Here is a 24,986-nt window from a genome sequence, read left to right as displayed (position 1 = left end):
GAATCAACTCCGGAAAATTCCGAAGCATTCAAAGCCGGTTACAAAACTATATGCGACATCGGCCAAGAACGAATCAAACGTGCAGCCCGCAAAATTCGTGATGATTTCCCGCTGACAACTTCAGAACTTGATACAGGCTTCCGAGCTTTCAAAGTCGACTCAAGCAACATTAAAGACGTTTATTTATACCCCGATCAATTCAAGCAGGAGACTCTAGAACTCTTAGCAGACAATATAAAGCCCGACCGAACGCCCGATGATTTGTTAATTAATTCAATGCTGCGATTAGGTGTGCCTCTTTCAGCAGCTATCACGAAAAAATTTGTGTTCGGGAAAAAAATTTATCTCGTTGAACATGATGACTCGCCCGTTTACATAACCGCCTGCTTTGATGAAAATCTCAATGAAGACGTTATAACCGAGATAGCCAAGCTCAAGCCCATTTACGCAATTTTTCGCGATAATGGAATAATCAGCGACTCACTCATGACAAATTTCGATCAGATATTTAACACGTACAGCCATGATACTATAAGGAGGGTGATTTAATTGCGTCTGAAATTTGCGCTTCAAGATTTCCAAACGAGGGCAGTAGAGAGCGTAACAGAAATTTTTGCCGGCCAGGGCTATAACGCTGCTAATATAACTGGTCAGGCAGTAGGAGACATTTTTTACACCGGTTATGCGAACGGGAAAATTTTTTTGTCAGACAGTCAATTACTGCACAACATAAGGCGCATTCAGACTCAGAATAATATAAAGCTCTCTGACTCGCTAAATAAGGATTTCGGCGCGTGCGTGCTTGATATAGAAATGGAGACAGGGACGGGCAAGACTTATACGTACATCAAGACAATTTTTGAGCTGAATAAAATTTACGGCTGGAGCAAATTTATCGTGATAGTTCCCAGCATTGCAATACGTGAAGGAGTGCGCAAAAGTTTTGAGATAACGGAGTCTCACTTCATGGAAATTTACGGGAAAAAGGCGCGGACGTTCGTATATGATTCTGATAATTTGCACGAGATAGACGAGTTCAGCAGCGACTCAAGAATCAACGTGATGATAATAAATATTCAGGCATTCAACGCCAGCGAGGCCGGAAAAAATACTAAATCAGCGCGTATAATAAATTCAGAACGGGACGACTTCGGGAGCCGCAGACCAATTGACGTAATCGCCGAAAACAGGCCGGTAATAATTCTTGATGAACCTCAAAAAATGGGAGGAGCTAAGACTCTTGCCGGCATAAAAAAATTTAATCCGTTATTCTGCCTGAACTATTCAGCGACTCACAAGCAGCACCATAATTTAATTTACGTGTTGGACGCTTACGAGGCATATAAGCAAAAATTAGTCAAGAAAATAGAAGTTACATGCTTTGACGTGAAGAATCTGCCCGGAAGTTATAATTATATGTACCTGAGCGATATAATAATTTCTCCGAGCAGTGCACCTAAGGCGAGACTTGAATTTGAGAAGAACGGCAAAAGAATCACGCGCATAATTTCAGCTGGAGATGATTTATTTGCGTTGTCGGGAGAAATGAATCAGTACAGCGGCTTTCGAGTCAGCGATATTGACCCGACTCAAAATATTATGACATTCACGAACGGGAAAATAATTCATGTCGGTGAGGCGATTGGGGATATTTCAGAAAGTTATTTGCGAAGACTTCAAATCCGCGAGACAATAAGGGCGCATTTAGAGAAGGAAAAAATTTTATTTGAGCGCGGTATTAAATGCCTGTCGTTATTCTTTATTGATGAAGTAGCTAAATATCGCGGAGAAAACGCGGAGTACGCCGAAATTTTTGAATCAGAATATAATTTGCTCGTGAAAGAATACATAAATGACGGCACACTTTACAGCAAATATTTGCAGGGCATTGACGCAAAGAGGACTCACGCGGGATATTTTGCAATTGACAAGAAGGGCCGAAAGATTCAGGACGAGAGCAGCAATGTATCAGACTATGATTTAATTTTGCGCGATAAGGAGCGTTTATTGAGTCTAACTGAGCCGGTGAGGTTTATATTTTCACATTCTGCATTGCGTGAGGGCTGGGACAATCCGAATATATTTCAGATATGCACGTTAAAGCACGGTGGAGAGTCATACATTGCAAAGCGTCAGGAAGTAGGGCGTGGCTTGCGTTTGTGTGTTAATCAGGACGGTTCGCGCGAGTCAGATTATGACCTGAACAAATTAACTGTTATAGCTTCAGAAGGTTATAAAGATTTTGTGTCAGGACTTCAGAAGGGCATAATAGAAGATTTGTATAACAGGCCAGTGAAAGCGGACATAGAATATTTCAAGGGTAAAAAATTTATTTATGACGGCCAAGAATTTATTATAAGCGAACATCAAGCAAGAAAGATTCATAATTATTTGCTCAAGAATGATTATATAGATTTGGACGACAATATCACGCAAAAATATCATGATGACCGCGAGAAAAATAATTTTGCGCCCTTACCTGATGGAATAAATGACGGCGTTCATACAGTGATTCAGGCGATATTTGACGTAAATTCAATGATTCAGGACGGCAGAGCAGCAAAAGTTGAAGGCAACCCGTTAAATAAAAATTTTTACCGTGAAGAATTTCAGCGCCTATGGAGTCTCATAAATCACAAATACGTTTATCGGGCAGAATTTGACAGCGAAGAATTAATCACGAAATCTATAGCTTCAATCAATAAAAATTTATCAGTGAGTCAAGTAACTATCACGATAACGACAGGAACGCAGGGAGATTTAACGGAATTTGACACGGCCAAGACTCACACGGAACAAATGAATATTTCAAGACATAGCAGCGTAAAATATGATTTTCTCGGCGATATAGCAAGAGGCACGAATTTAACTCGCAGGACAGCAGCAAAGATTTTATCAGGCATTGAACGTGAAAAATTTTCTATGTTCACGCAAAATCCTGAAGAGTTCATCAAGAAAATTATAACTCTCATCAACGAACAGAGGGCAGCAATAATTATCGAGCAGGTAACTTACAGCAGGACAGATAATATTCATGACATTGCGATTTTCACGGAGCAGAAATTTTCTGAATCACCGCGCGCATGTAGAACGCGTAAAAATGTTCAGACGTTTATTTTTCCTGACAGCAAAGTTGAACAGGACATGACGAAAGATTTAGACGTGTCAGAAGAAGTCAGCGTTTATGCGAAGTTACCGAGAGGATTTAAGATTCCGACTCCTATGGGAAATTATTCACCAGATTGGGCGATAGTCTTTAATGAAGGAGAGAAGCGGGAAATTTATTTTATTGCCGAGACAAAGGGGGATTTATCGAGCCTGCAGTTAAAGCCGATAGAGTCTGCAAAAATAGAGTGCGCGAAGAAATTATTTGATAGTTTGTCAAGTCAGGGCGTTATTTATCATGAAGTAACACAATACAGCGATTTATTGAGGCTCATTCATGAAGATAAATAATTATGTTTCTGTGCCATTGACTTTATTTGTGTAGATATTCAAGAGTTAAGATATTCCACGCACGGGCCGAGTAGTTCCCACCCACCCACCCGTTTAACGTGTATTCCGCGCGATGAATGGGGCTTTATCGTGCAAATATGATAATATTTACATAGGAGGCGAAAATTTATGATAAATAAATCACTATTCGGCACAATGCCCGACGGACAAAAAGTTTATAATTACACATTTATAGACTCTCACGGCCAAAGCGTAACTATATCTGAGTATGCCTGCGCAATAATCGAGACAAAAATTTTAGCTCAGGACGGGAAATTTTACGATGTAACACTCGGCTATGACACGCTAAATGAATACTTGCACGACACAAGAAATTTCGGCGCAACAATCGGACGCTATGCAAATCGAATCGAGGGCGCAAAATTCACACTCAACGGCGTAACTTACCATTTACCGCAAAATAACGGCCGAAACACTTTGCACGGAGGCTTTGAGGGCTTCGGGAAAAAATTATTTTCCGGCAAAATCTGCGATGACTGCGTAGAATTTAAGCTAGAGTCCCCCGACCTTGATAACGGTTTTCCTGGAAATTTCGTATTGACTGCAAAAATTTCATTCGTTGACGGAGCTTTGACCATGCAATATGAATACTCCTGCGACAAAGACACTCCTGCAAGCATTACGAATCACAATTATTTCAACCTCAACGGACACGGACAAGGCAGCATATTAAATCATTCGCTTTTCATCAATGCTGATAAATACTGCAGGGCCAACAATGAATTAATCGCACTTGCTCCGCCTGTAAGTGTTGCAAATACAGCGTTTGACTTCACTCACCCGCGCAAAATTATTGATGGGATATTCACTTATTCGCCCGAATTAATATACGCTAAGGGAGGTTATGATCACTGCTTTGAAATCTTGAATCAGGATAAACCCGCCGCAATTATTACAGGCGATAAAACGGGGATAACTCTTGAAGTTTGTTCAGACATGCCGGCATTGCAATTTTATTCGGGAAACTCAATCGGACACACTTTCGGCAAAAATGGAGCTTATTACAACGATCATGACGGTTTTGCGCTAGAGTGCCAGCAGTTCCCTAATGCAGTAAATGAGCCGTCCTTCCCTGATGTAATAATCAAAGCAGGACAGCTCGTGAAATATTTTATTGCGTATAAATTTGCGTGTTAAATTTTTGCTTTAGCCTCGATAGCTGCCATTAATGACTCAAAAGCTGCGTTAAAAGATTTAAGGCCGTCTTCGAGTAATTTTGCGCAGACAGATTTAATATCAATGCCGAGGGACGCTAATTTTTTCATGTCTGACTCGGCTTCATCTAATTTGCTTTCGAGTGTGAGTGCTGCTTTGCCATGATCAACAAATGCGTCAAGAGTCGCGGGCGGTACGGTATTAACAGTGTCAGGGCCGATTAAGTCTTCAACATATTTCACGTCAGAATATGATTTATTCTTTGTGCCTGTGCTTGCCCATAATGGACGCTGTATAAATTCTTCGCCGTTAAAAAGTGTCTTGAATGCCTGATACATGAGTCTAATTCCGTCGACGGCGATTTTTCCCGTTAAAGAAGTCTCGTTTTTCTCTGCTAATAATTTATCGACTGCTGTATCAACGCGCGACACGAACACAGAAGCGACTGACGCAATATATTTATCGATGTCCTTTGCGCCTGCGATATATGCTTTTGCGACGTTAATATATTGTTCCTGCGAGAAAATAAGCGTTGAATTTACGTTTACGCCGCTTGCAATGCATTCTTTAAGTGCTTCTATGCCTTCAGGAGTTGCCGGAATCTTTATCATCACATTAGGACGATTCAACAAAGCAAATAATCTCTTGGCCTCGCTGACTGTTGTATCTTTGTCTGACGCGATTAACGGGTTGACTTCGAGACTCACATAACCGTCTTTGCCTTGTGTAGCGTCATAGACCGGACGTAAAATATCTGCAGCTGCTCCGACTTCTTGAAGGGTTAAAATCTCGTAAATTTCCGCGCTTGTTTTGCCTGATTTCGCGAGAGTCTTAATTTCTTCGTCATAGTCTTGAGTCTTTGCGATTGCGTTCTCAAAGATTGACGGATTTGTAGTAACGCCGACAACGCCTTTATCGATCCAGCTTTTAAGACCGCCCGACGCAATTAAATCACGGCTTATGTAATCAAGCCAAATGCTTTGCCCTAAATCAAATGCTTCATGAATACTAGTTTTCATGTAAATAATCTCCTACCATTTCATAGAATTTATTGCGGCCTTCTCGATTTCAAGACCTGCTAAATAATGCCTTGTGAACTCCTCAAAGCCTGCTGCTTCTTCAGGAGTCGGACTCACAGCTTCACCCGTCAAGCCTTTAAATATGCGCGAGTCAAGATAATTTTCGAGTTTGCCGCTATTTTTGCCGTCGACCATGTAAGCAGCTAATAAAGCAATGCCCCAAGCTCCTCCCTCACTTGCAGTTGATAAAACACTTACGGGAGAATTTACGGCAGCAGCTAAAATTTTCTGCATTACCAAAGGGGTCTTAAAGAGTCCGCCATGTCCCATAATTTTATCAAGTTTAACGCCTTCATCTTTCAGTAAAATGTCCATTCCTAATTTTACAGCACCGAGAGACGTATATAAATTTACGAGCATGAAATTAGCAAGATTAAATTTACTTCCGGGCATTCTTGCAAATAATGGTCTGCCTTCATTGATGAACGTAATATTTTCGCCTGAATAATAACCGTAAGCAAGCAGGCCCCCGCAGTCTTTATCGCCTTTAAGCGCGTGAGTATATAATTTGTTGAATAATTCACCGGTATCAGCTTTTATGCCCATGAGACCGCAAAACTCGCTGAAAATTTCAATCCAAGCATTTAAATCACTTGTTCCGTTATTAGCGTGAGACATTGCGCAGGGAAATCCGGACGGAGTTGTTACCATGTCAATTTCTCTGTGTAATTTCGAGAGTTTATGTTCAAGGACTATCATTGCGAATGTGCTTGTGCCTGCTGATAAATTGCCGGTTCGAGGAGCTACAGAATTTGTTGCGGTCATTCCTGTTCCTGCGTCGCCTTCAGGAGGACACAAAGGAATCCCTGGCTCTAAATTTCCGGTTTCATCGAGTAACTTTGCGCCTTCAGGAGTCAAATTTCCTGCCTCATCACCAGCAACTAGAACTCGCGGGAAAATCTCACGTAACTTGAAATCATGACCAGATTTATTTAATAACGCGTCAAATTTTGTAATCATTGACTCGTCGTAATCTAATTTTTCAGAATCGATCGGGAACATTCCGGCAGCGTCGCCAATGCCTATAACTTTTTGACCGGTTAATTTATAGTGCATGTAGGCAGCAAGAGTAAAGACTCCAGCAATATTTTTAACGTGGGACTCACCGTCTAATATGCGTTGATACAAATGCGCTACTGACCATCTTAACGGGATATTGAAATCAAATAATTCTGTGAGAATATCGGCTGCTTCAGTCGTGTTAGTGTTTCGCCAAGTCTGAAATGGTGCAAGCTGCTTATCTTGAGAATCTAACGCGATATAACCGTGCATCATTGCGCTAATTCCTATAGCACCAAATTTTTTGGGGGTAATGCCATATTTTGACTCTATGTCTTTGCGTAATGACGAGTAACAGGACTTTAATCCCGCGTCAACGTCTGCAAGATCATACGTCCAAATATTATTGATTAATTTATTTTCCCACTCGTGAGAACCCGACGCTAACACATGGCCGTCATAGTCGATTAAGATAGCTTTTATACGCGTTGAACCAAATTCGATTCCTAATGCAGTTTTCGCGGATAAAATTAATTCTTTAGCGTCCATTTATTTCACCTGCAAAAATTCATTTGCGATTGACTCTGCGTTAATGCCCATTTCGACTCGTACTTGGTCAGAAGTTCCCGACGCTCCATAATGATTTACGCCGAGAGTTTTAATTTTCGGGAGTGTGATTCCTGCGCGTGCTGCCTCAAGAATCATAATTGCGCCCATTCCTGTATTAACGTGATGATCTTCAACGGTGATAATAGGCCCGTTATTAGCTGCTTCCTTAATTGCGTTCATATCAGGATCTAACGGACAAGACACAGCATAGACAGAAACGTTTAAATTTTTCTCACTTGCAAGAATATCAGCGGCCTTCAATGCGATTTGCGCCATATAACCGAGTGCGAAAATAGAGCCGTCTTTGCCATCACGTAATTTAACAGCTTTGCCGTACTCAAATTTATAATCGCCGGAAAATTCTTTAAGACCGTCAATTTTGCTGCGTCCAACTGCAAGACAAATATCACCGGAAGTAGCTAACATCCAGCGGGTCGCCCTGTCAGTCTGATTCGGGTCAGCGGGTACAACTAATTTCCAGCCGAAAGTATTATTAAGCAAGCCTACATAATCAATGCATTGATGAGTCTTCCCGTCCTCGCCGACATCAAGTCCGACGTGAGTCAAAACTGTTTTATTTCCTGCATGGTTAATATCATTGAGTCTCTGCTGATTAAATACTTCGTCGATTCCAAAGACTCCAAAGTCAGCCCATAACGAGACAACACCGGCAATACTCGCAGTTCCTGACATAGTAGCGACGCAATGTTCTTGTATACCGCACTGAATGAAATTATCGGGAGCTTCATTCATAAAGCCGCCGGTCATTACTGAAGGTTTCAAATCGCAGTCAAACACTAAAATTGGAGTCTTGCCCGGTTTCTTATAATTTAACTTGCCTACATCAGCTAATGCCTTACCGAATGCGCCTCGATTGTCCATAACTTTTGCGCCCTCATAATTAAACGGTGTGCCGGTGTCGATAACGGGTGCTGCAGGATAATCAATTTTGCGTCCTTTATAGCTTGGCCCTTGCTTGCGTCGTTCGATTGCTTTTGCGAGAGTCGCGGGGTCTTCTCCTAAGTGCTTCATAATTTCATCATACATTTCGGGCGTTACTGGTTTTCCGTGATAATCGGGTATACCTTCCATTTTTAAGCCGTCTTTGCCGATTACAGTATGACATAACAAAACGCTGGGTTTTCCGTGTGAACCTGCATTCTTGAGAGCGTCATAAATTGCTGCAAATGAATGGCCGTCAACCTCTACAACTTCCCAGCCGTCAGCAGCCCATAACGCTTTTAAATCGCACGGCATTACTTTATTTCTATCACCTGAAATTTGTATATTATTCCAGTCAACGAGAGCAACAAGTCCCGTTAAATTTTCTTTCACTGCTATACGTCTTGCTTCTGCTAACTGTCCTTTTGTCTGGCCTCCATCGCCCATGAGAACATAAACATGACCATTATAATTATTTGCTCGTTGTGCAATTGCGAAACCTGCACCGGCTGAGAGTCCCTGTCCTAAATTACCTGTGCCCCAGTCGATTCCGGGAACTTCGCGCGTTACGTGGCCTTGAAAAGCTGAACCGCAATTTCTGAAATGTGCCATAGCTTCGTCGCGCTCGATAAAGCCCCATTCAGACAAAGCAGCATAAACGCCCGCACTTGTATGACCGTGAGAAATTACGACATAATCACGATTTAAATCGCTGCAATTTTCGGGAGTTAAATTCGCGATTCCATAGACAGATAAAAACATTTCCATACTTGAGAAAGCTCCGCCGGGGTGTCCTGATTTGGCTGCACTTACCATTGTGAGGGCTGCTGCTCTTGCGCGTTTGGCGGCGGCATTGAGTGCGTTGATTTGTTCATTTGAGAGGTGTTCGCCGGTTAATTTCTGTAATGACATGAAAATTTTTACTTCCTTTCGTGTAAAGTTTATAGCGATTTCTTAACGGCATTTTTCCAGCCGTCATATAAATTTATTCTATCAGAGTCAGACATTGAAGGGGAATAACTAACGCGCTTTAGATTCGCAAAAATTTTATCATCATAGAGTCCGCAAGAGAGTCCAGCACAATAAGCCGCACCTATGCCGGATAATTCTTCTGAGTCAGGGATTCGCACGGGAAGATTTAATATATCGCTCTGAAATTGCATTAAATAACTGTTTCTTGTAGGGCCTCCATCGACTCGTAATTCATTAACGGGAACTCCTGAATCTGTACGCATTGACTCTATTATGTCAGTGATCTGATAAGCTATGCAGTCAAGTGCAGCACGAACGATTTCATTTTTTCCGGTTGCTCGTGTCATTCCGACTATACATGCGCTCGCGTGACTCTCCCAGTAAGGCGCACCCAGTCCGGAAAATGCCGGGACTAAATATGTTTTGTCGCCTTTATTTGCATTGCGGGCAAGTGACTCAGTCTCGCCGGGGTTATCAATCAGCTTTAAATCATCTTTGAGCCACGTTATAACAGCACCGGTATAATTTATATTGCCTTCGAGGACGTAATTAATTTTGCCGTTAATTTTCCATGCAAGACTCGTTACGATTTTGCTGCTCATTGCAATTTTTTCACCGATATTCATCATGACAGATGAGCCAGTGCCATAAGTAGCTTTTATCATTCCTGGAGTTAGACAACCCTGACCAAATAAAGCACCATGAGAGTCACCTAATACGCCGCAAATAGGAATTTTTTTATCAAGCCAGCCGTCAAAATCTGTCTCGCCGTAATCGCCGTCAGAGTCCGTAATTTCTGCCATACAATTTTTATCAAGCCCGAAAATATTTAATAATTCATCGTCCCACTTGAGAGTCTTAATATTAAATAATTGAGTCCTCGACGCGTTAGAGTAATCTGTCTTATGACATTTACCGCCGGTTAATTTATAAACGAGCCATGAGTCAATCGTTCCGACAGCAACATTTTTATTTTCCCGTGCGCCTTCTACATTTTGAAATATCCAAGCTAATTTTGCAGCAGGAAAATACGGCGATAATTGAATCCCGGTTTTATCATGAATAATTTGCGAATGTCCCTGCTTTGCGATTTCCTCACAGATTGCAGCACCCCTCGAACACTGCCAGACAATAGCGTTATAAAGAGGCTCACCCGTCGTCTTGTCCCAACATGCTGAAGTCTCGCGCTGATTGCTGATTCCGAGTGCGTAAATTTCTGATTTATCAATGCCGGATTTAGCGACTAAATTTTTTACGACCTCAAGTGTATTAGCGTAAATTTCCCGTAAATCATGTTCGACCCAGCCGAAATTATTTATTATCTGCTTATGAGCTTTATCAGTACGGCAGAGCAAGACCCCTTTGTCATCAAATAATAATGCTTTAGTACCCTGTGTGCTTTGATCTATTGCAAGAATATATTTACTCATTTAATGCCCTCTTTGTAAAGAAATAAACAGCCCCCGATTTGATACGGAGGCCATAAATTTTATTTAAGCAGTTCGCTGACTTTCTTTGCGATTCCTTCTGCATTCATTCCATAGTACGCAAAAACTTCCTGCGATTTACCGGTTATTACTGGCTCATCAGGCAATGAAAGATTTATTACGCGTTTAGGATCGTTCGCGCTGATAACTTGTGCGACCATACTCCCAAGTCCACCAAACGGCGAATGCTCTTCAACAGTGAGAATTAATTTTTTACCCTTAGCAGCGTTTAAAAGTGTCTCGCAGTCAAGAGGCTTTATACAGTACATGTCAAGAACTCCCGCCGAAATTCCCTGCGCCTTCAATAATTCCGCTGAATCTTTCGCAGCCTTCACAAGTTCACCGCAAGCAACTATTAACACGTCCGAACCTTCAGCTAAAGTTACAGCCTTGTCCATCACAAACGGTACATTATTTTCGCTGTAAACGTCTTCAACAGGATTACGGCCGATTCTCACATAAGCGGTCTTGTTGTCCGTTAATAACGCCTCAAATAAGCACCGAGTCTGAAATCTATCACTCGGCAAATAAACGCGCATATTAGGAATTGCACTCATAGCAGCTATATCTTGGCAGGAATGGTGAGTCATCCCTAACGCGCCATAACTGACTCCGCCGGAAATCCCGATTAATTTAACGTTCGTATCAGAATAAGCGCAATCAACTTTACACTGTTCATAACTACGAGTCGAAATAAATGATGCAGGAGAAACCGCAAATGATTTCTTACCGCACGAGGCAAGACCGGCAGCAATGCTCACTAAATTTTGTTCAGCTATACCCACTTCAACAAACTGGGCGGGGAACTCATCAGCAAACGACGACAAAGAAGCAGACCCGCGCGAGTCACTGCAAAGGACAACTACATTTTTATCACGGGCGGCGGCCTCTTTCAAGACTTCACACATTACAGCACGATTCGCAATTTTATTAGCCATTGATTAAAGCCTCCTTATATGCTGCTATATCTGCGGCAATTTGATTATATTCTTCCTGAGTGGGTAATTTGTGATGCCAATTCGCTTTATTCTCGATTAAGGGCGATGCTTTACCCTTCAGAGTCTCGGCAATTATTACTGTCGGACAACCTTTTGTGCGTTCTGCTACATCAAGAGCGTCGCTAATTTGCTGAATATCATTGCCATTCATGATGGTTATAACATTCCAGCCGGAAGCCTCGAATCTTAACGCAATATTACCCGGCGATAAAACGTCGTCAACATTCCCGGAAATCTGCAAATGATTATGATCAACGAACGCGCATAAATTATCGAGTCTGTAATGCCCGGCAGCTGCTGCACCTTCCCAGACAGAACCCTCTGCAAGCTCACCATCACCCATTAACGTATAAACGCGATAATTTTTCTTGTCCATTTTTCCCGCTAGAGCCATTCCGACACTTACTGATAAGCCATGACCAAGCGAACCGGAATTCATTTCTATGCCCGGCAAAGTGTTATGAGGGTGGCCGATATATTCAGATCCGAACTTAGAAAATTTTGCTTTCACTTCATCAAGATTCATAAAACCTTCGTAACTTAGCACAGCATAAAGAGTCTCTACGCAATGGCCTTTACTTAGCACGAATCTATCACGGTCGGGGCTGTCTTGAGTCTCCGGTGTTACGTTCATGCGTTCATAGAGAGTCAATAAAATTTCGGGTTCGCTCATGTCTCCGCCGATATGACCTCCTCCGCCGGCCATAATAATATCAAGTGCATCGCGCCTGATGTCGAATGCTTTAATGCTTAATTCTTTAACGTTCTTAATTTTGCGCATAATTTACACCTCGTCAAATTTTACGTCTTCGCCGTGAAGATACGCTTTTACTTTGTCCTCGATAGGATCATATAAATCTGGCTTGACTCCTATGTACTTGCAGGCTTCATAAACAATCGGCACAATATCGCCGTGAATTGCTGCAACATGATGAATATAAGGCCCCTCGACAACTTTTGCTTCGAGACGCTTTAAATTATTTACCTCAATCCATACATAAGTCCCGCGAGTATAAGGCCCGTCGATTCCCCGTGCATGACCTAACAAAATAGAATATTCTCCGCCGTCGCCATCGAATCTAACAAGACTCATTAATCCGTGTTTAGCTTCTGCACTAACTGCGCCGTTTTCAGGGAATGCAACAGGTACACAAATACTCGGCTTTTCTTTCGCTACAGAAATCGGCCATGGCCCGCAATGTTGTAATAATTCGCCATTATCGTTATCGGGGTGTCTAACTGTCCAGTCAGAGAACATGACTCGGCGTTCATTCATTGAGGCTGCTTCAGCGATTAACTGCGAAATTGTACCGTGAATATCTGTCTCACAAACTACGGGGATTCCTTCTTCATTCAACAAACTATTTGCAGCACACGGCATAATATTAATTTCGTCCTGCAGGGCGTTCCAGCATTGAATCGCTATTGCATTACAGCCGTATTTTTCCGCTAAACTCTTCATTGCTGCTTTGAGTTCGGCAACGTGAGCGAGCGAGTCATCTTCTATCTTGCAAATCATGTTATCTTTGCAGTACTTGACGATTTTAGCAACTTCTTTCTTCTCAGCGCGCCATTTTTTCATTTCTGCGTACAATTCAGGAAGGGGAATCGGCGATAATTGAATATTAAATTTTTCGAGTAATTCGCCCTCGTTGCACATTGTTGACCAGAAATCGAACGGACGCGGGCCAATCTGCAAAATTCTTGTGTGCCTGAAAACTTTTACGACGTTGCAGACCGCAATAAAATCACGTAAACCGCGCTCAAATTCTGGATCCGTTAAATTGCAGTTGTTCATATATGTAAATGGGACTCTGAAGCGCCTTAAAACTTTTCCCGTAGCAAATAAACCGCACTGGCTGTCTCTTAATCGCATTCCTTCTTTGTCAGGTCTCTCATCACGGGGCCCCCATAATAAAACAGGCACGTTTAACTCTTTTGCAAGTCTCGCGCACTCGTACTCGGTCCCGAAATTAGCATGTGGAATAAATAAACCTGCAACATTTTCAGCTTTGAATTTCGCGCAAATTTTTTCGAGTCCGGCATCATCATATAATAAGCCTTCTTCGTTAACGTCGTCGATGTCAACGAAATCAATATTTAATTCCTTGAGTCTTGCGGCCGTGAGCTTCCTATATTCGACAGCAGCAGGAGCAGAGAAAATCGCTCGTCTTGTAGGAGCAAAACCGATTTTTATTTTTGCCGGCGTGTGAGTAATTTCTTTCTCCGCTGATTTCTTGTCAACTTTTGCCGGAGCCTTTGCAGCTTTCTTTACTGCCATTATTAAATCCCCCCTGTAAAAATTTTACTTTGACTCGTTGCGTGCCTGAAGAGCCATTTTCGCTTGTAAATTTCTCTGAGTCTGGTCGATTATGACTGCAAGAATTATTACAGCACCTCTAATTATCTTCTGCCAAAATTCAGAGACACCGCACATTGTCATGCCGTCATTGATTACTCCGATAACAAATGCGCCTACGATTGTCCCGATAATAGTTCCTGAACCGCCCGACATTGAAGTCCCGCCTAAAACTGTAGCTGCGATTGCGTTCATTTCCCAGCCGTCGCCCGATGCAGGATGTGCCGCCGATAATTGAGCAGTGTTAATTAATCCGATCCAAGCCGCACAGAATCCCGAAATAACATAAGCTAAAATTTTGACTCTGTCTGCTTTGATTCCGGAAAGTTTTGCGCTCTTCTCGTTGCCTCCTACTGCTAATAAGTGCCAGCCCGTTGGAGTGCGATTCAATAATAATGCAGCAATTATTGAAAGTATTGCAAAAACGTAAACGCCCGCAGGAATCCCGAACCAGTTTGCGCCAAGAGCCTTTAATCCGACATTGCCGAGTCCTTCAAAGCCGCCGATATTCGGGAAAGTCGCACCACCTGAACGCAAATTCGCGAGTCCCCTGCAAATATACATTGTGCCGAGTGTCGTAATAAAGGCTGCTACGTTTAATTTCGTGATTATGAGTCCATTAACGAGTCCGATTAAGCACCCGATACAAAGCATTAACACAATTATTGCAGGAACAGTAAAATAAATTGTCTTGCCTCCAATTGTGAGTCCTTCTTGAATCAATCCGCCCGCTAACATTCCAACGAGACCGACGACAGATCCGACTGATAAATCAATTCCGCCCGTTATAATAACAAACGTCATTCCAAGCGCGAGAATACCATATAAAGCGACGTGCTTTGCTACCATCGTTAAAGTATTCAGCGATAAGAAAGATTTTGACGCAAAACTGAAGAATATTACAAGCAATATCAACACTATAAATGTACGACCCTTCAAGAGAGTCATAATTAGCTGGCTGTTGTCCTTTTTCATGATAAATTATTTCACCCCGTTTAAATTATGCCGCGCTTTTACCTGTTCCGAGTCCTGCATATGAAGCGCGTACAAGATTATCTTCTGTTATGTCCTGGCCGGTTAATTCAGCTGTGCACTTCCCGTTTGACAATACATAAATTCTGTCTGCAATCGCCATAATTTCTTTAAGCTCGGAGGATATTACGATAATTGAGAGTCCGCGCTCTGAAAACTCGTGAATAATCTCGAAAACTTCAGTTTTTGCGCCGATGTCTATTCCCCGTGAAGGTTCGTCCATTAACAAAATTTCAGGTTTAGTCATGAGACCTTTTGCGATTACAACTTTTTGCTGATTGCCCCCTGAAAGCGAGAGAATCGGCAGTGTTTTATCAGCAACTTTTATGTGAAGTTCTTTAATTTCGTCGTCGACTGCTTTTCCTTCTGCGTTATAGTCCATTAACCATAAATGCGCAAAATTTTCAAGTGATGCAAGAGAAGCGTTTTTGCAGATGTCTAAACTTTGCACGAGTCCTTGTCTTTGTCTGTCTTCAGGAACGATAGCAAATCCCGCGTTTAACTGATCTGCGATTGTGCCGACTCTCATTTTTTGACCCTTATAAAAAATTTCGCCGCTGTGTTCAGGACGCATACCCATCAAGCACTCAAATAATTCACTACGCCCGGCACCTAAGAGTCCATAAATGCCGAGTACTTCGCCTTTCTTGAGATACATATTTACGTCATCAAGCAGCCAGCCTCCGCCGGTTTTGGGAAGATATAAATTTTTGACCTCTAAAATTTTCTCGGCCTTGTCGAGATCTATAGAACGCGTGAATCTGTGATACTGGGTATTTTTTCCGACCATATTCTCGACTATCCACTCAAGTTTTATATCCTTAATATCTGCGTCGGCTACATATTTCCCATCGCGCAAAATTGTAACGTGGTCGCCGATTTCCATAATTTCCTCGAGTCTGTGAGAGATATAAACAATTGATATTCCCTGTTCGAGAAGTTCACGCATAATCTTGAACAAAACTTTTACTTCTGCGGCAGATAATGAGCTTGTCGGCTCGTCCATGATTAAGACCCGTAAATCACTGCTTACGAGATTTCTTGCGATTTCAACCATTTGCTGCTGTCCGACTCTTAGATCGCCAACTAAAGTATTAGGGTCAATTTCGTGTTCAAGACGCTTTAAAACTTTTTTTGCGCCCTCGATGTGTGCAGAGTCATTTAACAGGCCGAAATTAGTCTGCTCGTGATTCATGAAAATATTTTGATAAACTGTGAGATTTGGAAACAGGCTTAACTCCTGATGAATGATTCCGATTCCTTTTGCTTTAGCGTCGTTAATGTCCCGGAAATAAACTTCTTGTCCGTCCATGTACATTTTACCGGCTGAGGGCTGCTCGATTCCTGCGATCATTTTCATGAGGGTAGATTTTCCTGCACCGTTTTCGCCGATTAAGACATTAACTTTTGCTTTGAGTAAATCAAATGAGACACCGTCAAGAGCTTTTGTGCCGGGATAAATTTTGTCTATTTTCTCGCAATGTAAAACAACATTGGGATCATCGAACATTATTCAATCCCTCCGTTACTCGATAACTATAGAGACAGGCGTAATATTTACCTGATTCCCTGATGAAGTTGCTGCACCGATTAGAGTTATTTTTTTGCCCTTCACGGAGTCATTTATTGCAAGGGGCTTGACTACTTCATTATCAAGCTGGGTGTTAAGGGCTTTTGCGTACTGGCTCCACTCGGTTTGATTCGTGAAATCGCCGAATTTCTTTATTGTCTGAGCGTCCCTTACTGATGTGCCTGTATAAACGCTGCCTAACTGAACTGTAAATATCATGTTGCCGGAATAATTTTCAGGAGTGATAGTTATAGAATTTCGCTTGCCTCCCGCCTTTGATGTAAAATCGCTGACAGTGCCGTTAATCTTGATTGCTTTTCCTGCTCCGAGCGCGTTTAGATCGATTGCGTTAATTTCTGCGGCGTTTGCTGTGATTTCCTGTGAAATTTTTGCCCAGTCGCTTCCGGAACTTGCAGCAGCGTCAAATGCAACGACTCCCGTATATTGTCCTTCTGTGCCCTTGTCGATAACTTTTGCGGAATTTGCCACGAATGCAGCTAAGGCGATAATAATTATTAGTGCGAAGATTTTAGCTTTCAATTATGAGTCTCTCCCTTCATTGCGTAAATAAAAACGGGGGAAAATTTTGCTCTCCCCCGCAATAACTTCAAATTTTATTTCTCTGTGTAGACGAACTGTGAAAGATTTGCGACATTATCCTTTGTGATCGCGATGCAGGGGACTAATTGTTTTTCCTGCGCAGGTTTCTTGCCTGTTCTGATAAATTCGTCAGCCTGCTCAATTGCCATTTCTGTAATTCTTGCGATCTGCTGTAACGCTGTGCCGACCATCTGACCTTTTGCGACGTATGCTGCTGCGTCATCTGAACCATCAAGGCCGATAATTTTTATGTCAGGGCGTTTTGCGTCTAAACATGCCTGAGTCGCTCCGCAAGCCATTGTGTCATTTCCGCAGATAATGCCTTTAATTTCGGGATGAGCCTGCAAAATTGCTTCAGTCTTTGAATATGCTTCTGTCTGATCCCAGTTAGCTGTCTGTTGAGCTACCATTTTGAGATCGGGATATTCATTAATTACAGAGTGATAATTTTGCGAACGTACCCAGCAGTTAGTATCTGACTCGCGTCCGAGTAATTCTGCATAAGGGCCGGCGTAGTCCATTGCTTCAACCCATTTTTCTGCGATTGCTGCTGCTCCCTGTGCGTTGTCTGCTACGATTTGAGCGAGGGCGAGTCCTGACTCGTTAATCTCACGGTCAATCAAGAAAACGGGAATATTTGCGGCGTTGGCTTTGCGAATGGCCTCGATTGAAGCGTCTGCTCCGGCGTTGTCGCAAATAATAGCGATTGCCTTATCAGCGATTGCAGCCTCGAATAATTCAAGTTGTTTTGCTGCGTCGTCGTCGTGTGAGAAACATTTTGGAGTATAACCTAATGCGGCGGCCTTTGCTGCTCCGACTCTCTGTTCAGTGCCGAAAAACGGATTTGATGTCGAAGGCGTAATAATGTACATGATTCCTCCGGCAGCGAATGCACTTACTGCAAAGCACACAACAAGAACTGCTGATAACGCAATAACGAGTAACTTTTTCATTACGAAATTACCTCCTGCTAATATTTAATTGTGTAAAATTTTTGGTGAATATAATATATAGAATGAATTAAAAAATTTCAATGCGTGAATTAATGATTATTAGCGAAAAATAATATAATTTTGCTCGTATGTAATTATAAACTTTCTGATAATTCACTATATCATTCAGTTATATCAATACAGTACGAGCTGAAATTATTATCTCTTTGCCGGTATGACTTCAAGCCAATAACCGTCGGGATCCTGAATAAAATATATTCCCATTGAGTGATTCTCAAAGCAGATACAGCCCATTTCTGAGTGAAGCTCATGAGCCGCGTTAAAATCATCAACGTGAAAAGCTAAATGAAATTCTTCTTCGCCGATGTCATATTTTTGCGGGTGATCTCTAAGCCACGTTAATTCAAGCTCAAATTCTGACTCTTCGTTGCCAATGTAGACAATTACAAATGAGCCGTCGTCAGCTGTCTTGCGCCTTTTTTCGTGAAGTCCTAACGCCTGCGAATAAAATTCAAGCGACTTGCTTAAATCCTGTACGTTATAATTCTCGTGTACCATTTTGAATTTCATGATAAATTACCCCCTTCATGAATTTACGAAAATTTTATCACATAAAAAACGAGCCTCACGACAAACGCGAGACCCGCAAAATTTTTAAGTGTATGCTGCCTGACGATTAATTTATTTTTTCGCAGCCTTCGTTGCTTCCTGTGCCTATGCCGTAATATTGTCCGGTTGAACTTGAGAATTTATTTCCGCTTATTATGCTGCTTGAATATATTTTCCCGGCGACTCCTCCTGCAGGACTTCCTCCGCTGACTTGTCCGTATGCCTCGCAATTTGTGAGGACTCCTCCTGCTGTCCAACTCTCTCCGACAATACCGCCGACTTCATAATCTCCATTTACATAAGCATAAGACGTGCAGTCTGAAACCGTACTATATGATGAACCTGCGATACCTCCTGCGAGTCTATAATGAGAATTTACAGTGCCTCCGTTTGCGATACAATTCGTAATATATCCATAATTACCGCCGACAATAAGACCTACGCCCATATAGCCTGTAACATCGCCGTTGACAGAACAATTATAAATAGTTCCGTGATCATTTGCTCCGGAAATACCGCCGACGTTTTGTGCTTCAGGTGCGTAAACATATAAATCCGTAAATTTTACGTCTGAGATTAAAGCGTTCTCTTGAAGATTCTTAATGAAACCGTAAAGATTTTCGCCTGACATTGACTCACTGACTGTAACGCCGGAAATAGTATAACCCTGCCCGTATAAAGTCCCTGCAAAATTTTTTATGGGCGTCCATTCTCTGCCGGCCAGCGAAATATTTGACGCTAAATATATTATTTGTCCTGCAAAATTTTCGCCATCATATGCAAGTCTTGTGATCCCGGCAAGTTCATAGGGTGTAGTGATTGTAAAACTTTCTAATTCTGCCCTGTACCATGAAGTATCTGCTACATCAATCCAATATGAGCTGTTATTATAGTCTTCAGGCGGGTAATAATCATCATAATATGGATCTCCTCCGCCGCCGCCCCCACCGCCGCAGCCTCCTGAAATAATCACAGCAATAACACAGCCAATACGAGCAAAACGCTAAAAAATTTTCGATCCCGCAGCATTAAATTCTACCTCCATTGAAATATTAAAAATTTTATTTGCACGACCATATTATAAATCGATAACAGCAAAGTCAAAGACAAAACTTTTTTGCAACCGGGGGTCAAAATATTAATTGCCCGTATTCCCATAAAAAACGAGTCCCGCGAATTAACGCAAGACCCGCAAAAATTTTCTTATAGTCTAATGAATCATCTTGTGCCACTCTTTAATTGACAATAACGAGTCTGATTTACCGTCTTGAGCTTTTACCGTGATAATTCCTTCAATAGCTGCATTAGCTCCGGCCAAAGTCGTTATATATGGGACTCTAGCTTTTATTGCACTGCGCCTCAATGCACTTCCCGTGTGAGTAAATGCCTTCTCGCGAGGAGTATTGATAACGAGACTGATTTTACCGTTTATTATGTAGTCAATTGCGTCTGGCCGGCCGGAAATTTTTTCGCAGTTAATTCCGGAATTTCTTAGAGAGTCGCAAGTTCCTTCTGTCGCAAAAATATTAAATCCTGCGTCAATATACTTTTTCGCAATGGGAGCAATATTTTTCTTGTCCGAATCACTCACAGCAATTAAAACATTTCCAGATAACGGCAATTTTGAATTTGCTGCCTCTTCCGCCTTGTAAAACGCTTCGCCGGCCTCTTTCGCGATCCCAAGCACTTCACCGGTTGAACGCATTTCAGGCCCTAACAACGGGTCTACTTCTTGGAACATGTTAAACGGGAAGACTGACTCTTTTACGCCCCAATAAGGGATGACTCGTTCAGTTAAATTTTTCAGAGGCGACTCGAGTCCTGTTAAATCGTGAGTCATTGCTTCAACAGCTAAAGGCACCATTTGAATCCCGCAGACTTTCGACACTAACGGGACTGTGCGCGAGGCTCTGGGATTCGCTTCGAGTACAAAAACTTTGTCATTCTCGATCGCATATTGAATATTCATGAGTCCTACAACGTGCATAGCTTCGGCAATTTTCCGCGTGTAATCTTTTATCGTTGCAAGTGCTTCCGGCGTTATGTGTCGTGAAGGAATTATACAAGCTGAATCCCCTGAATGAATGCCGGCTAATTCGATATGCTCCATTACTGCGGGTACATAAGCGTGAGTCCCGTCGCAAATTGCATCTGCTTCACACTCTAGCGCGTGATTCAAGAATCTATCTATTAATATAGGCCGATCCGGTGTAACTCCTACTGCTGCATTTACGTAATTGTCGAGGCTTTCAGAGTCATAAACGATTTCCATTCCGCGCCCTCCGAGAACGTAAGAAGGTCTCACCATGACGGGGAAACCGATTTTATTTGCAACTTCGCGCGCCTGCTCTAAATTTGCGGCCATTCCTGACTCAGGCATGGGAATATTTAACGAGTCCATAACATTTTTAAATCTTCCGCGATCTTCGGCCAAGTCAATAATTTCTGGTGAAGTGCCTAAAATTTTTACGCCGTTTTTCTCTAGTTCGCTTGCTAAATTTAAAGGAGTCTGACCACCGAACTGCGCGATTACTCCGGCGGGGTGTTCTGCTCTGTAAATGCTTAATACGTCCTCAAGAGTCAAAGGCTCGAAATATAATTTGTCTGACGTATCATAATCTGTAGAGACCGTTTCAGGGTTGCAATTTACAATTATTGTCTCGAATCCCAAACGCTTTAGACTCTTTGCAGCATGAACACAGCAATAATCAAATTCAATGCCCTGACCGATTCTGTTGGGGCCGCCTCCGAGAATCATAATTTTTTTGCTGCCGGAAATATTATTTACTCCATCAGGCTTGTTATATGTCGAGTAGTAATAAGCTCCGTTTTCAGTGCCGCTCACATGAATAGAGTCCCAAGTCTGGCAGATATTCAATTTTTCGCGCCTATTTCTGATTTCATGTTCGGGGACGTTTAATAATTTCGCTAAATATTTATCGGCGAATCCGTCGCGCTTGGCCGTGATTAAATCATCATCAGAAAGAGTCCCGGCTGATAAAATTTTTTCTTCCTCGTTGACTAATTCTTGAATCTGCTCGAGGAAATATTTTTTTACGTGAGTCAAATTATGAATCTCGTCAACCGCCGCGCCCTTGCGTAATGCCTCATAAATAATAAAATAACGCTCGCTAGTGGGATATTCAAGCATTGACAGCAAATCAGATTCAGTAAGCTCATGAAAATTTTTCGCGAAACCGAGTCCGAATCTATCCTTCTCAAGGGATCTAACAGCTTTCTGTAATGCCTCCTTGAAATTTCGTCCTATGCTCATGACTTCACCGACCGCGCGCATTTGAGTCCCTAATTTATCCTGAACGCCCTTAAATTTTTCGAACGCCCAACGAGCAAATTTTACAACGACATAATCTCCGCCAGGTTTATATTTGTCGAGGGTGCCGAATTTTCCGCATTTAATATCACTCAACGCAAGACCGGCCGCTAACTTTGCAGAAATTAAAGCGATCGGGAAACCTGTAGCCTTTGACGCAAGAGCAGAAGATCTTGACGTTCTCGGATTAATCTCAATTACGATTACTCGGCCCGTTTTAGGATTATGCGCAAATTGTACGTTTGTCCCGCCGATGACTCCGATATGCTCAACGATTTTATATGCCTGCTCCTGTAACTTTGCTTGAAGTTCCTGCGAGATAGTCAGCATAGGTGCAACACAAAACGAGTCGCCAGTGTGAACTCCCATAGGGTCAACATTTTCGATAAAGCATACTGTTATCATGTTATTATCTTTATCGCGCACGACTTCGAGCTCTAACTCTTCCCAGCCTAAGACGGACTCCTCAACTAAAACCTGATGAACAATGCTGGCCTGCAAGCCCCGCTCACAAACCGTTTTTAATTCTTCGCGGTTATAAACGAGTCCGCCTCCTGCACCGCCCATCGTGTAAGCAGGTCTTAATACAACGGGATAATTTAATTTTTCTGCGATATTTAGTGCTTCATCGACCGAGTATGCAACTTCAGAGCGTGCCATATCGATTCCTAATTGCTGCATTGTGCGCTTAAATTCGACTCTGTCCTCGCCGCGTTCGATTGCGTCTGCCTGAACTCCGATGACTTGAACATTATATTTTGCGAGTATTCCGGCCTTGTTCAATTCTGCGCAGAGATTCAAACCTGACTGTCCGCCGAGATTTGGCAATAAATAATCAGGCTTTTCACGCGCGATAATTGCCTCGAGTCTATCAAGATTCAGCGGTTCAATATAAGTTATGTCTGCCATTTCGGGATCTGTCATTATTGTTGCGGGGTTGGAGTTGACTAATACAATTTCATAGCCCAGAGATTTTAAGGCCTTACAAGCCTGCGTGCCCGAATAATCGAACTCGCAAGCCTGACCTATTATAATGGGACCTGAGCCAATGATTAAAACTTTTTGACCCATATAAATTTCACTTCCTGTACTGCTTTATTGCTTGTCTGACGAAATAATAATTTCCTCAACTTTTTCTGTAATTTCCTTCACTGCTTCATCTACTGACTCTTGAATGTCAACAGATTTAATATTTTCGACTGCTGCTGTAATGTCGGCTGACTCAGATTTTGCCGGTTCTGCGATTTCTACCGGTTTAACTTCACTTGATACGACTTCAGGAGCTTTTACCGGTGTAATATCTTCTGATTTAATTTCTTCGGGCGTTATTACGTCTGCTGATTCAGATTTTGCCGGTTCTGCGATTTCTACCGGTTTGACTTCACTTGATACGACTTCAGGAGCTTTTACGGGCGTAATATCATCTGATTTAATTTCTTCAGGCGTTATTACGTCGACTGACTCAGATTCTACCGGTTTAACTTCGCTTGATACGACTTCAGGAGCTTTTACGTCTTCAGATTTTGCCGGTTCTGTAATTTCTTGCGGCTTTACTTCAGGTGATTCAATTTTTACGGGCTCACTTGCTGGAGACTCTTCCGGTTTTGCGTCCGGTGTGGGCTCGCTTGACTGCAATTCTAAATCTTCGCTGACTTCTTCAACGCTTATATCATAATCTAATGCGGGCGTATTGTCCTCTGATACTACAGGACGTGCAAATAAAGACTCGTCATTGATTACAACTTGTGCTTTGCTGCGTAATGAAGTCTGATAATCGTTGAGTCTGCGTCGTTCTTCCTGCTGTATTAAGAGTGCTTTAATATCGCCGCTGACCTCGTTATAAGGCCTTACGCTCGTGTCATAGTGTTCTGTCTTCATTGCGACCGTGAAATCATCGCTTGACATTGAGAAAACGGGGCTGGGCTGCTTTATATCGAGTGAAGCGAGAATGCTTAATACTCCGCTTGTGAGTGCGCTGGCCGGCATAGAAATAGGCTGCTGAGTGATATTTATTACGTCCTTAGAGTCAAATGAGTCGCTTGATAAAATTGCTGTCCATTCCTCGCCGTTTACGAGTCTAGCTCTGAAATTTTCTGCGTCTGCACTCGTGTTAAATTGTGCCGCGTGAATCATAAAGCCTTCTGGAGTCGTGTAAACTAATCCCTTCATTGTGTCATAAAATTCTACGGCTTGATCCTCGCTTGCTGTGATAGTTCCGATTGCCTCACGTACTAATCTTTCAGTTGCGATTTGACGTGCGATAGTGCGTTTATAGTCGTCAACCTTGAGTCCGTTTTGCGCGAGAACCTGATAAAATGCTTCTCTTGTCGGGAAGTATGTATCAGCATAATTTTTCATGACTCTATCGGCTTCAGCGTCAGTTACAGTGATTCCCTTTTCCTGAACTTCTTTAGCGAGCTGTGAGTCTAATATTGCTTGATCCAACACAGTTTGATAAATTGCGGGCATGTCGAGCGATGCAAGATTTCTAGTGCTGTAATTATTTGCGAGATAATTTCTTACTGCGCGCTCAAGTTCTGAACGCATAAGGGATCTGCCGTTAATTTGTGCGACTTCATAATCTGACATAGTGCCGTCTGCGTTTCTTGTAGGTGTGCGTCTAGTGCTTCTGCCCTCGTACATCAGGAAAGTAGAAAGCAAGAAAGCTACTACTATTATAGCCATTACCCATTTCATTTGTTTACGCAGGAAATTCATGATAGATAAAACCCTCTCTCATATATTTAATAAATTTAATTATTGCTAATTACGTAA

Annotated in this window: 18 protein-coding genes; 3 read left to right on the top strand and 15 right to left on the bottom strand. The window is 42.2% G+C overall.

Translation table 11 applies throughout. The features are described 5' to 3' along the window. From IJT21_07940 to IJT21_07930, 3 genes are all read left to right on the top strand, one after another. Nucleotides 1-549 (top strand): type III restriction endonuclease subunit M (locus IJT21_07940; protein ID MBQ7578178.1); only part of this gene is annotated, 549 nt, incomplete at its 5' end. Then, the gene (locus tag IJT21_07935) at nt 550-3,456 is read left to right on the top strand and encodes a DEAD/DEAH box helicase family protein (GenBank protein ID MBQ7578177.1); all 2,907 of its coding nucleotides are present in this window, start codon (nt 550-552) and stop codon (nt 3,454-3,456) included. It abuts the gene before it with no gap. 168 nt (nt 3,457-3,624) lie between these two features. Further along, complete coding sequence (locus IJT21_07930) at nt 3,625-4,653, top strand: galactose mutarotase (protein MBQ7578176.1); 1,029 nt, start codon at nt 3,625-3,627, stop codon at nt 4,651-4,653. Here IJT21_07930 and tal read toward each other — a convergent pair. The 15 genes from tal to IJT21_07855 all read right to left on the bottom strand — a co-directional run bounded on the left by tal (nt 4,650) and on the right by IJT21_07855 (nt 24,929). Then, nucleotides 4,650-5,690, bottom strand: a complete 1,041-nt coding sequence (tal, locus tag IJT21_07925) for a transaldolase (GenBank protein ID MBQ7578175.1) — start codon at nt 5,688-5,690, stop codon at nt 4,650-4,652. The genes IJT21_07930 and tal overlap by 4 nt on opposite strands. Before the next feature lie 12 nt (nt 5,691-5,702). Then, nucleotides 5,703-7,298, bottom strand: coding sequence for an FGGY-family carbohydrate kinase (locus tag IJT21_07920; protein MBQ7578174.1), 1,596 nt, complete (start codon nt 7,296-7,298; stop codon nt 5,703-5,705). After that, entirely contained in the window at nt 7,299-9,212 is a 1,914-nt protein-coding gene (locus tag IJT21_07915; GenBank protein ID MBQ7578173.1) for a transketolase, read from the bottom strand. A gap of 29 nt (nt 9,213-9,241) precedes the next feature. Next, on the bottom strand, nt 9,242-10,702 hold the full coding sequence (glpK, locus tag IJT21_07910; GenBank protein MBQ7578172.1) for a glycerol kinase GlpK: 1,461 nt from the start codon (nt 10,700-10,702) through the stop codon (nt 9,242-9,244). A gap of 59 nt (nt 10,703-10,761) precedes the next feature. After that, nucleotides 10,762-11,697, bottom strand: a complete 936-nt coding sequence (locus tag IJT21_07905) for a hypothetical protein (protein ID MBQ7578171.1) — start codon at nt 11,695-11,697, stop codon at nt 10,762-10,764. Then, nucleotides 11,690-12,538 (bottom strand): transketolase, encoded by an 849-nt coding sequence (locus IJT21_07900; GenBank protein ID MBQ7578170.1) that lies wholly within the window; start codon nt 12,536-12,538, stop codon nt 11,690-11,692. The genes IJT21_07905 and IJT21_07900 overlap by 8 nt, the downstream gene beginning before the upstream one ends. A 3-nt stretch (nt 12,539-12,541) precedes the next feature. After that, nucleotides 12,542-14,038, bottom strand: a complete 1,497-nt coding sequence (locus IJT21_07895; protein MBQ7578169.1) for an L-fucose/L-arabinose isomerase family protein — start codon at nt 14,036-14,038, stop codon at nt 12,542-12,544. Between the two features lie 24 nt (nt 14,039-14,062). Further along, nucleotides 14,063-15,091: an ABC transporter permease gene (locus tag IJT21_07890; protein ID MBQ7578168.1), complete on the bottom strand. Its 1,029-nt coding sequence runs from the start codon at nt 15,089-15,091 to the stop codon at nt 14,063-14,065. A 25-nt stretch (nt 15,092-15,116) separates the two neighbouring features. Continuing rightward, nucleotides 15,117-16,658: a sugar ABC transporter ATP-binding protein gene (locus IJT21_07885; protein ID MBQ7578167.1), complete on the bottom strand. Its 1,542-nt coding sequence runs from the start codon at nt 16,656-16,658 to the stop codon at nt 15,117-15,119. Between the two features lie 15 nt (nt 16,659-16,673). Continuing rightward, on the bottom strand, nt 16,674-17,258 hold the full coding sequence (locus IJT21_07880; protein ID MBQ7578166.1) for a DUF2291 family protein: 585 nt from the start codon (nt 17,256-17,258) through the stop codon (nt 16,674-16,676). A 74-nt stretch (nt 17,259-17,332) separates the two neighbouring features. Further along, nucleotides 17,333-18,271: a D-ribose ABC transporter substrate-binding protein gene (locus IJT21_07875; protein MBQ7578165.1), complete on the bottom strand. Its 939-nt coding sequence runs from the start codon at nt 18,269-18,271 to the stop codon at nt 17,333-17,335. Nucleotides 18,272-18,469: 198 nt separating this feature from the next. Next, a complete protein-coding gene (locus IJT21_07870; GenBank protein ID MBQ7578164.1) occupies nt 18,470-18,841 on the bottom strand; it encodes a VOC family protein in 372 nt (123 codons plus the stop codon). Between the two features lie 106 nt (nt 18,842-18,947). Next, the gene (locus IJT21_07865; protein ID MBQ7578163.1) at nt 18,948-19,853 is read right to left on the bottom strand and encodes a hypothetical protein; all 906 of its coding nucleotides are present in this window, start codon (nt 19,851-19,853) and stop codon (nt 18,948-18,950) included. A 237-nt stretch (nt 19,854-20,090) separates the two neighbouring features. Further along, nucleotides 20,091-23,282 (bottom strand): carbamoyl-phosphate synthase large subunit, encoded by a 3,192-nt coding sequence (gene carB, locus IJT21_07860; protein MBQ7578162.1) that lies wholly within the window; start codon nt 23,280-23,282, stop codon nt 20,091-20,093. 24 nt (nt 23,283-23,306) lie between these two features. Next, complete coding sequence (locus tag IJT21_07855; protein ID MBQ7578161.1) at nt 23,307-24,929, bottom strand: SurA N-terminal domain-containing protein; 1,623 nt, start codon at nt 24,927-24,929, stop codon at nt 23,307-23,309. Nucleotides 24,930-24,986 lie beyond the last annotated feature (57 nt).

Source organism: Synergistaceae bacterium (assembly GCA_017443945.1).
GTDB lineage: Bacteria > Synergistota > Synergistia > Synergistales > Aminobacteriaceae > JAFUXM01.
The sequence above is the reverse complement of the archived record's forward strand: the minus strand, read 5'-3'. Positions and strand labels throughout refer to the sequence as shown.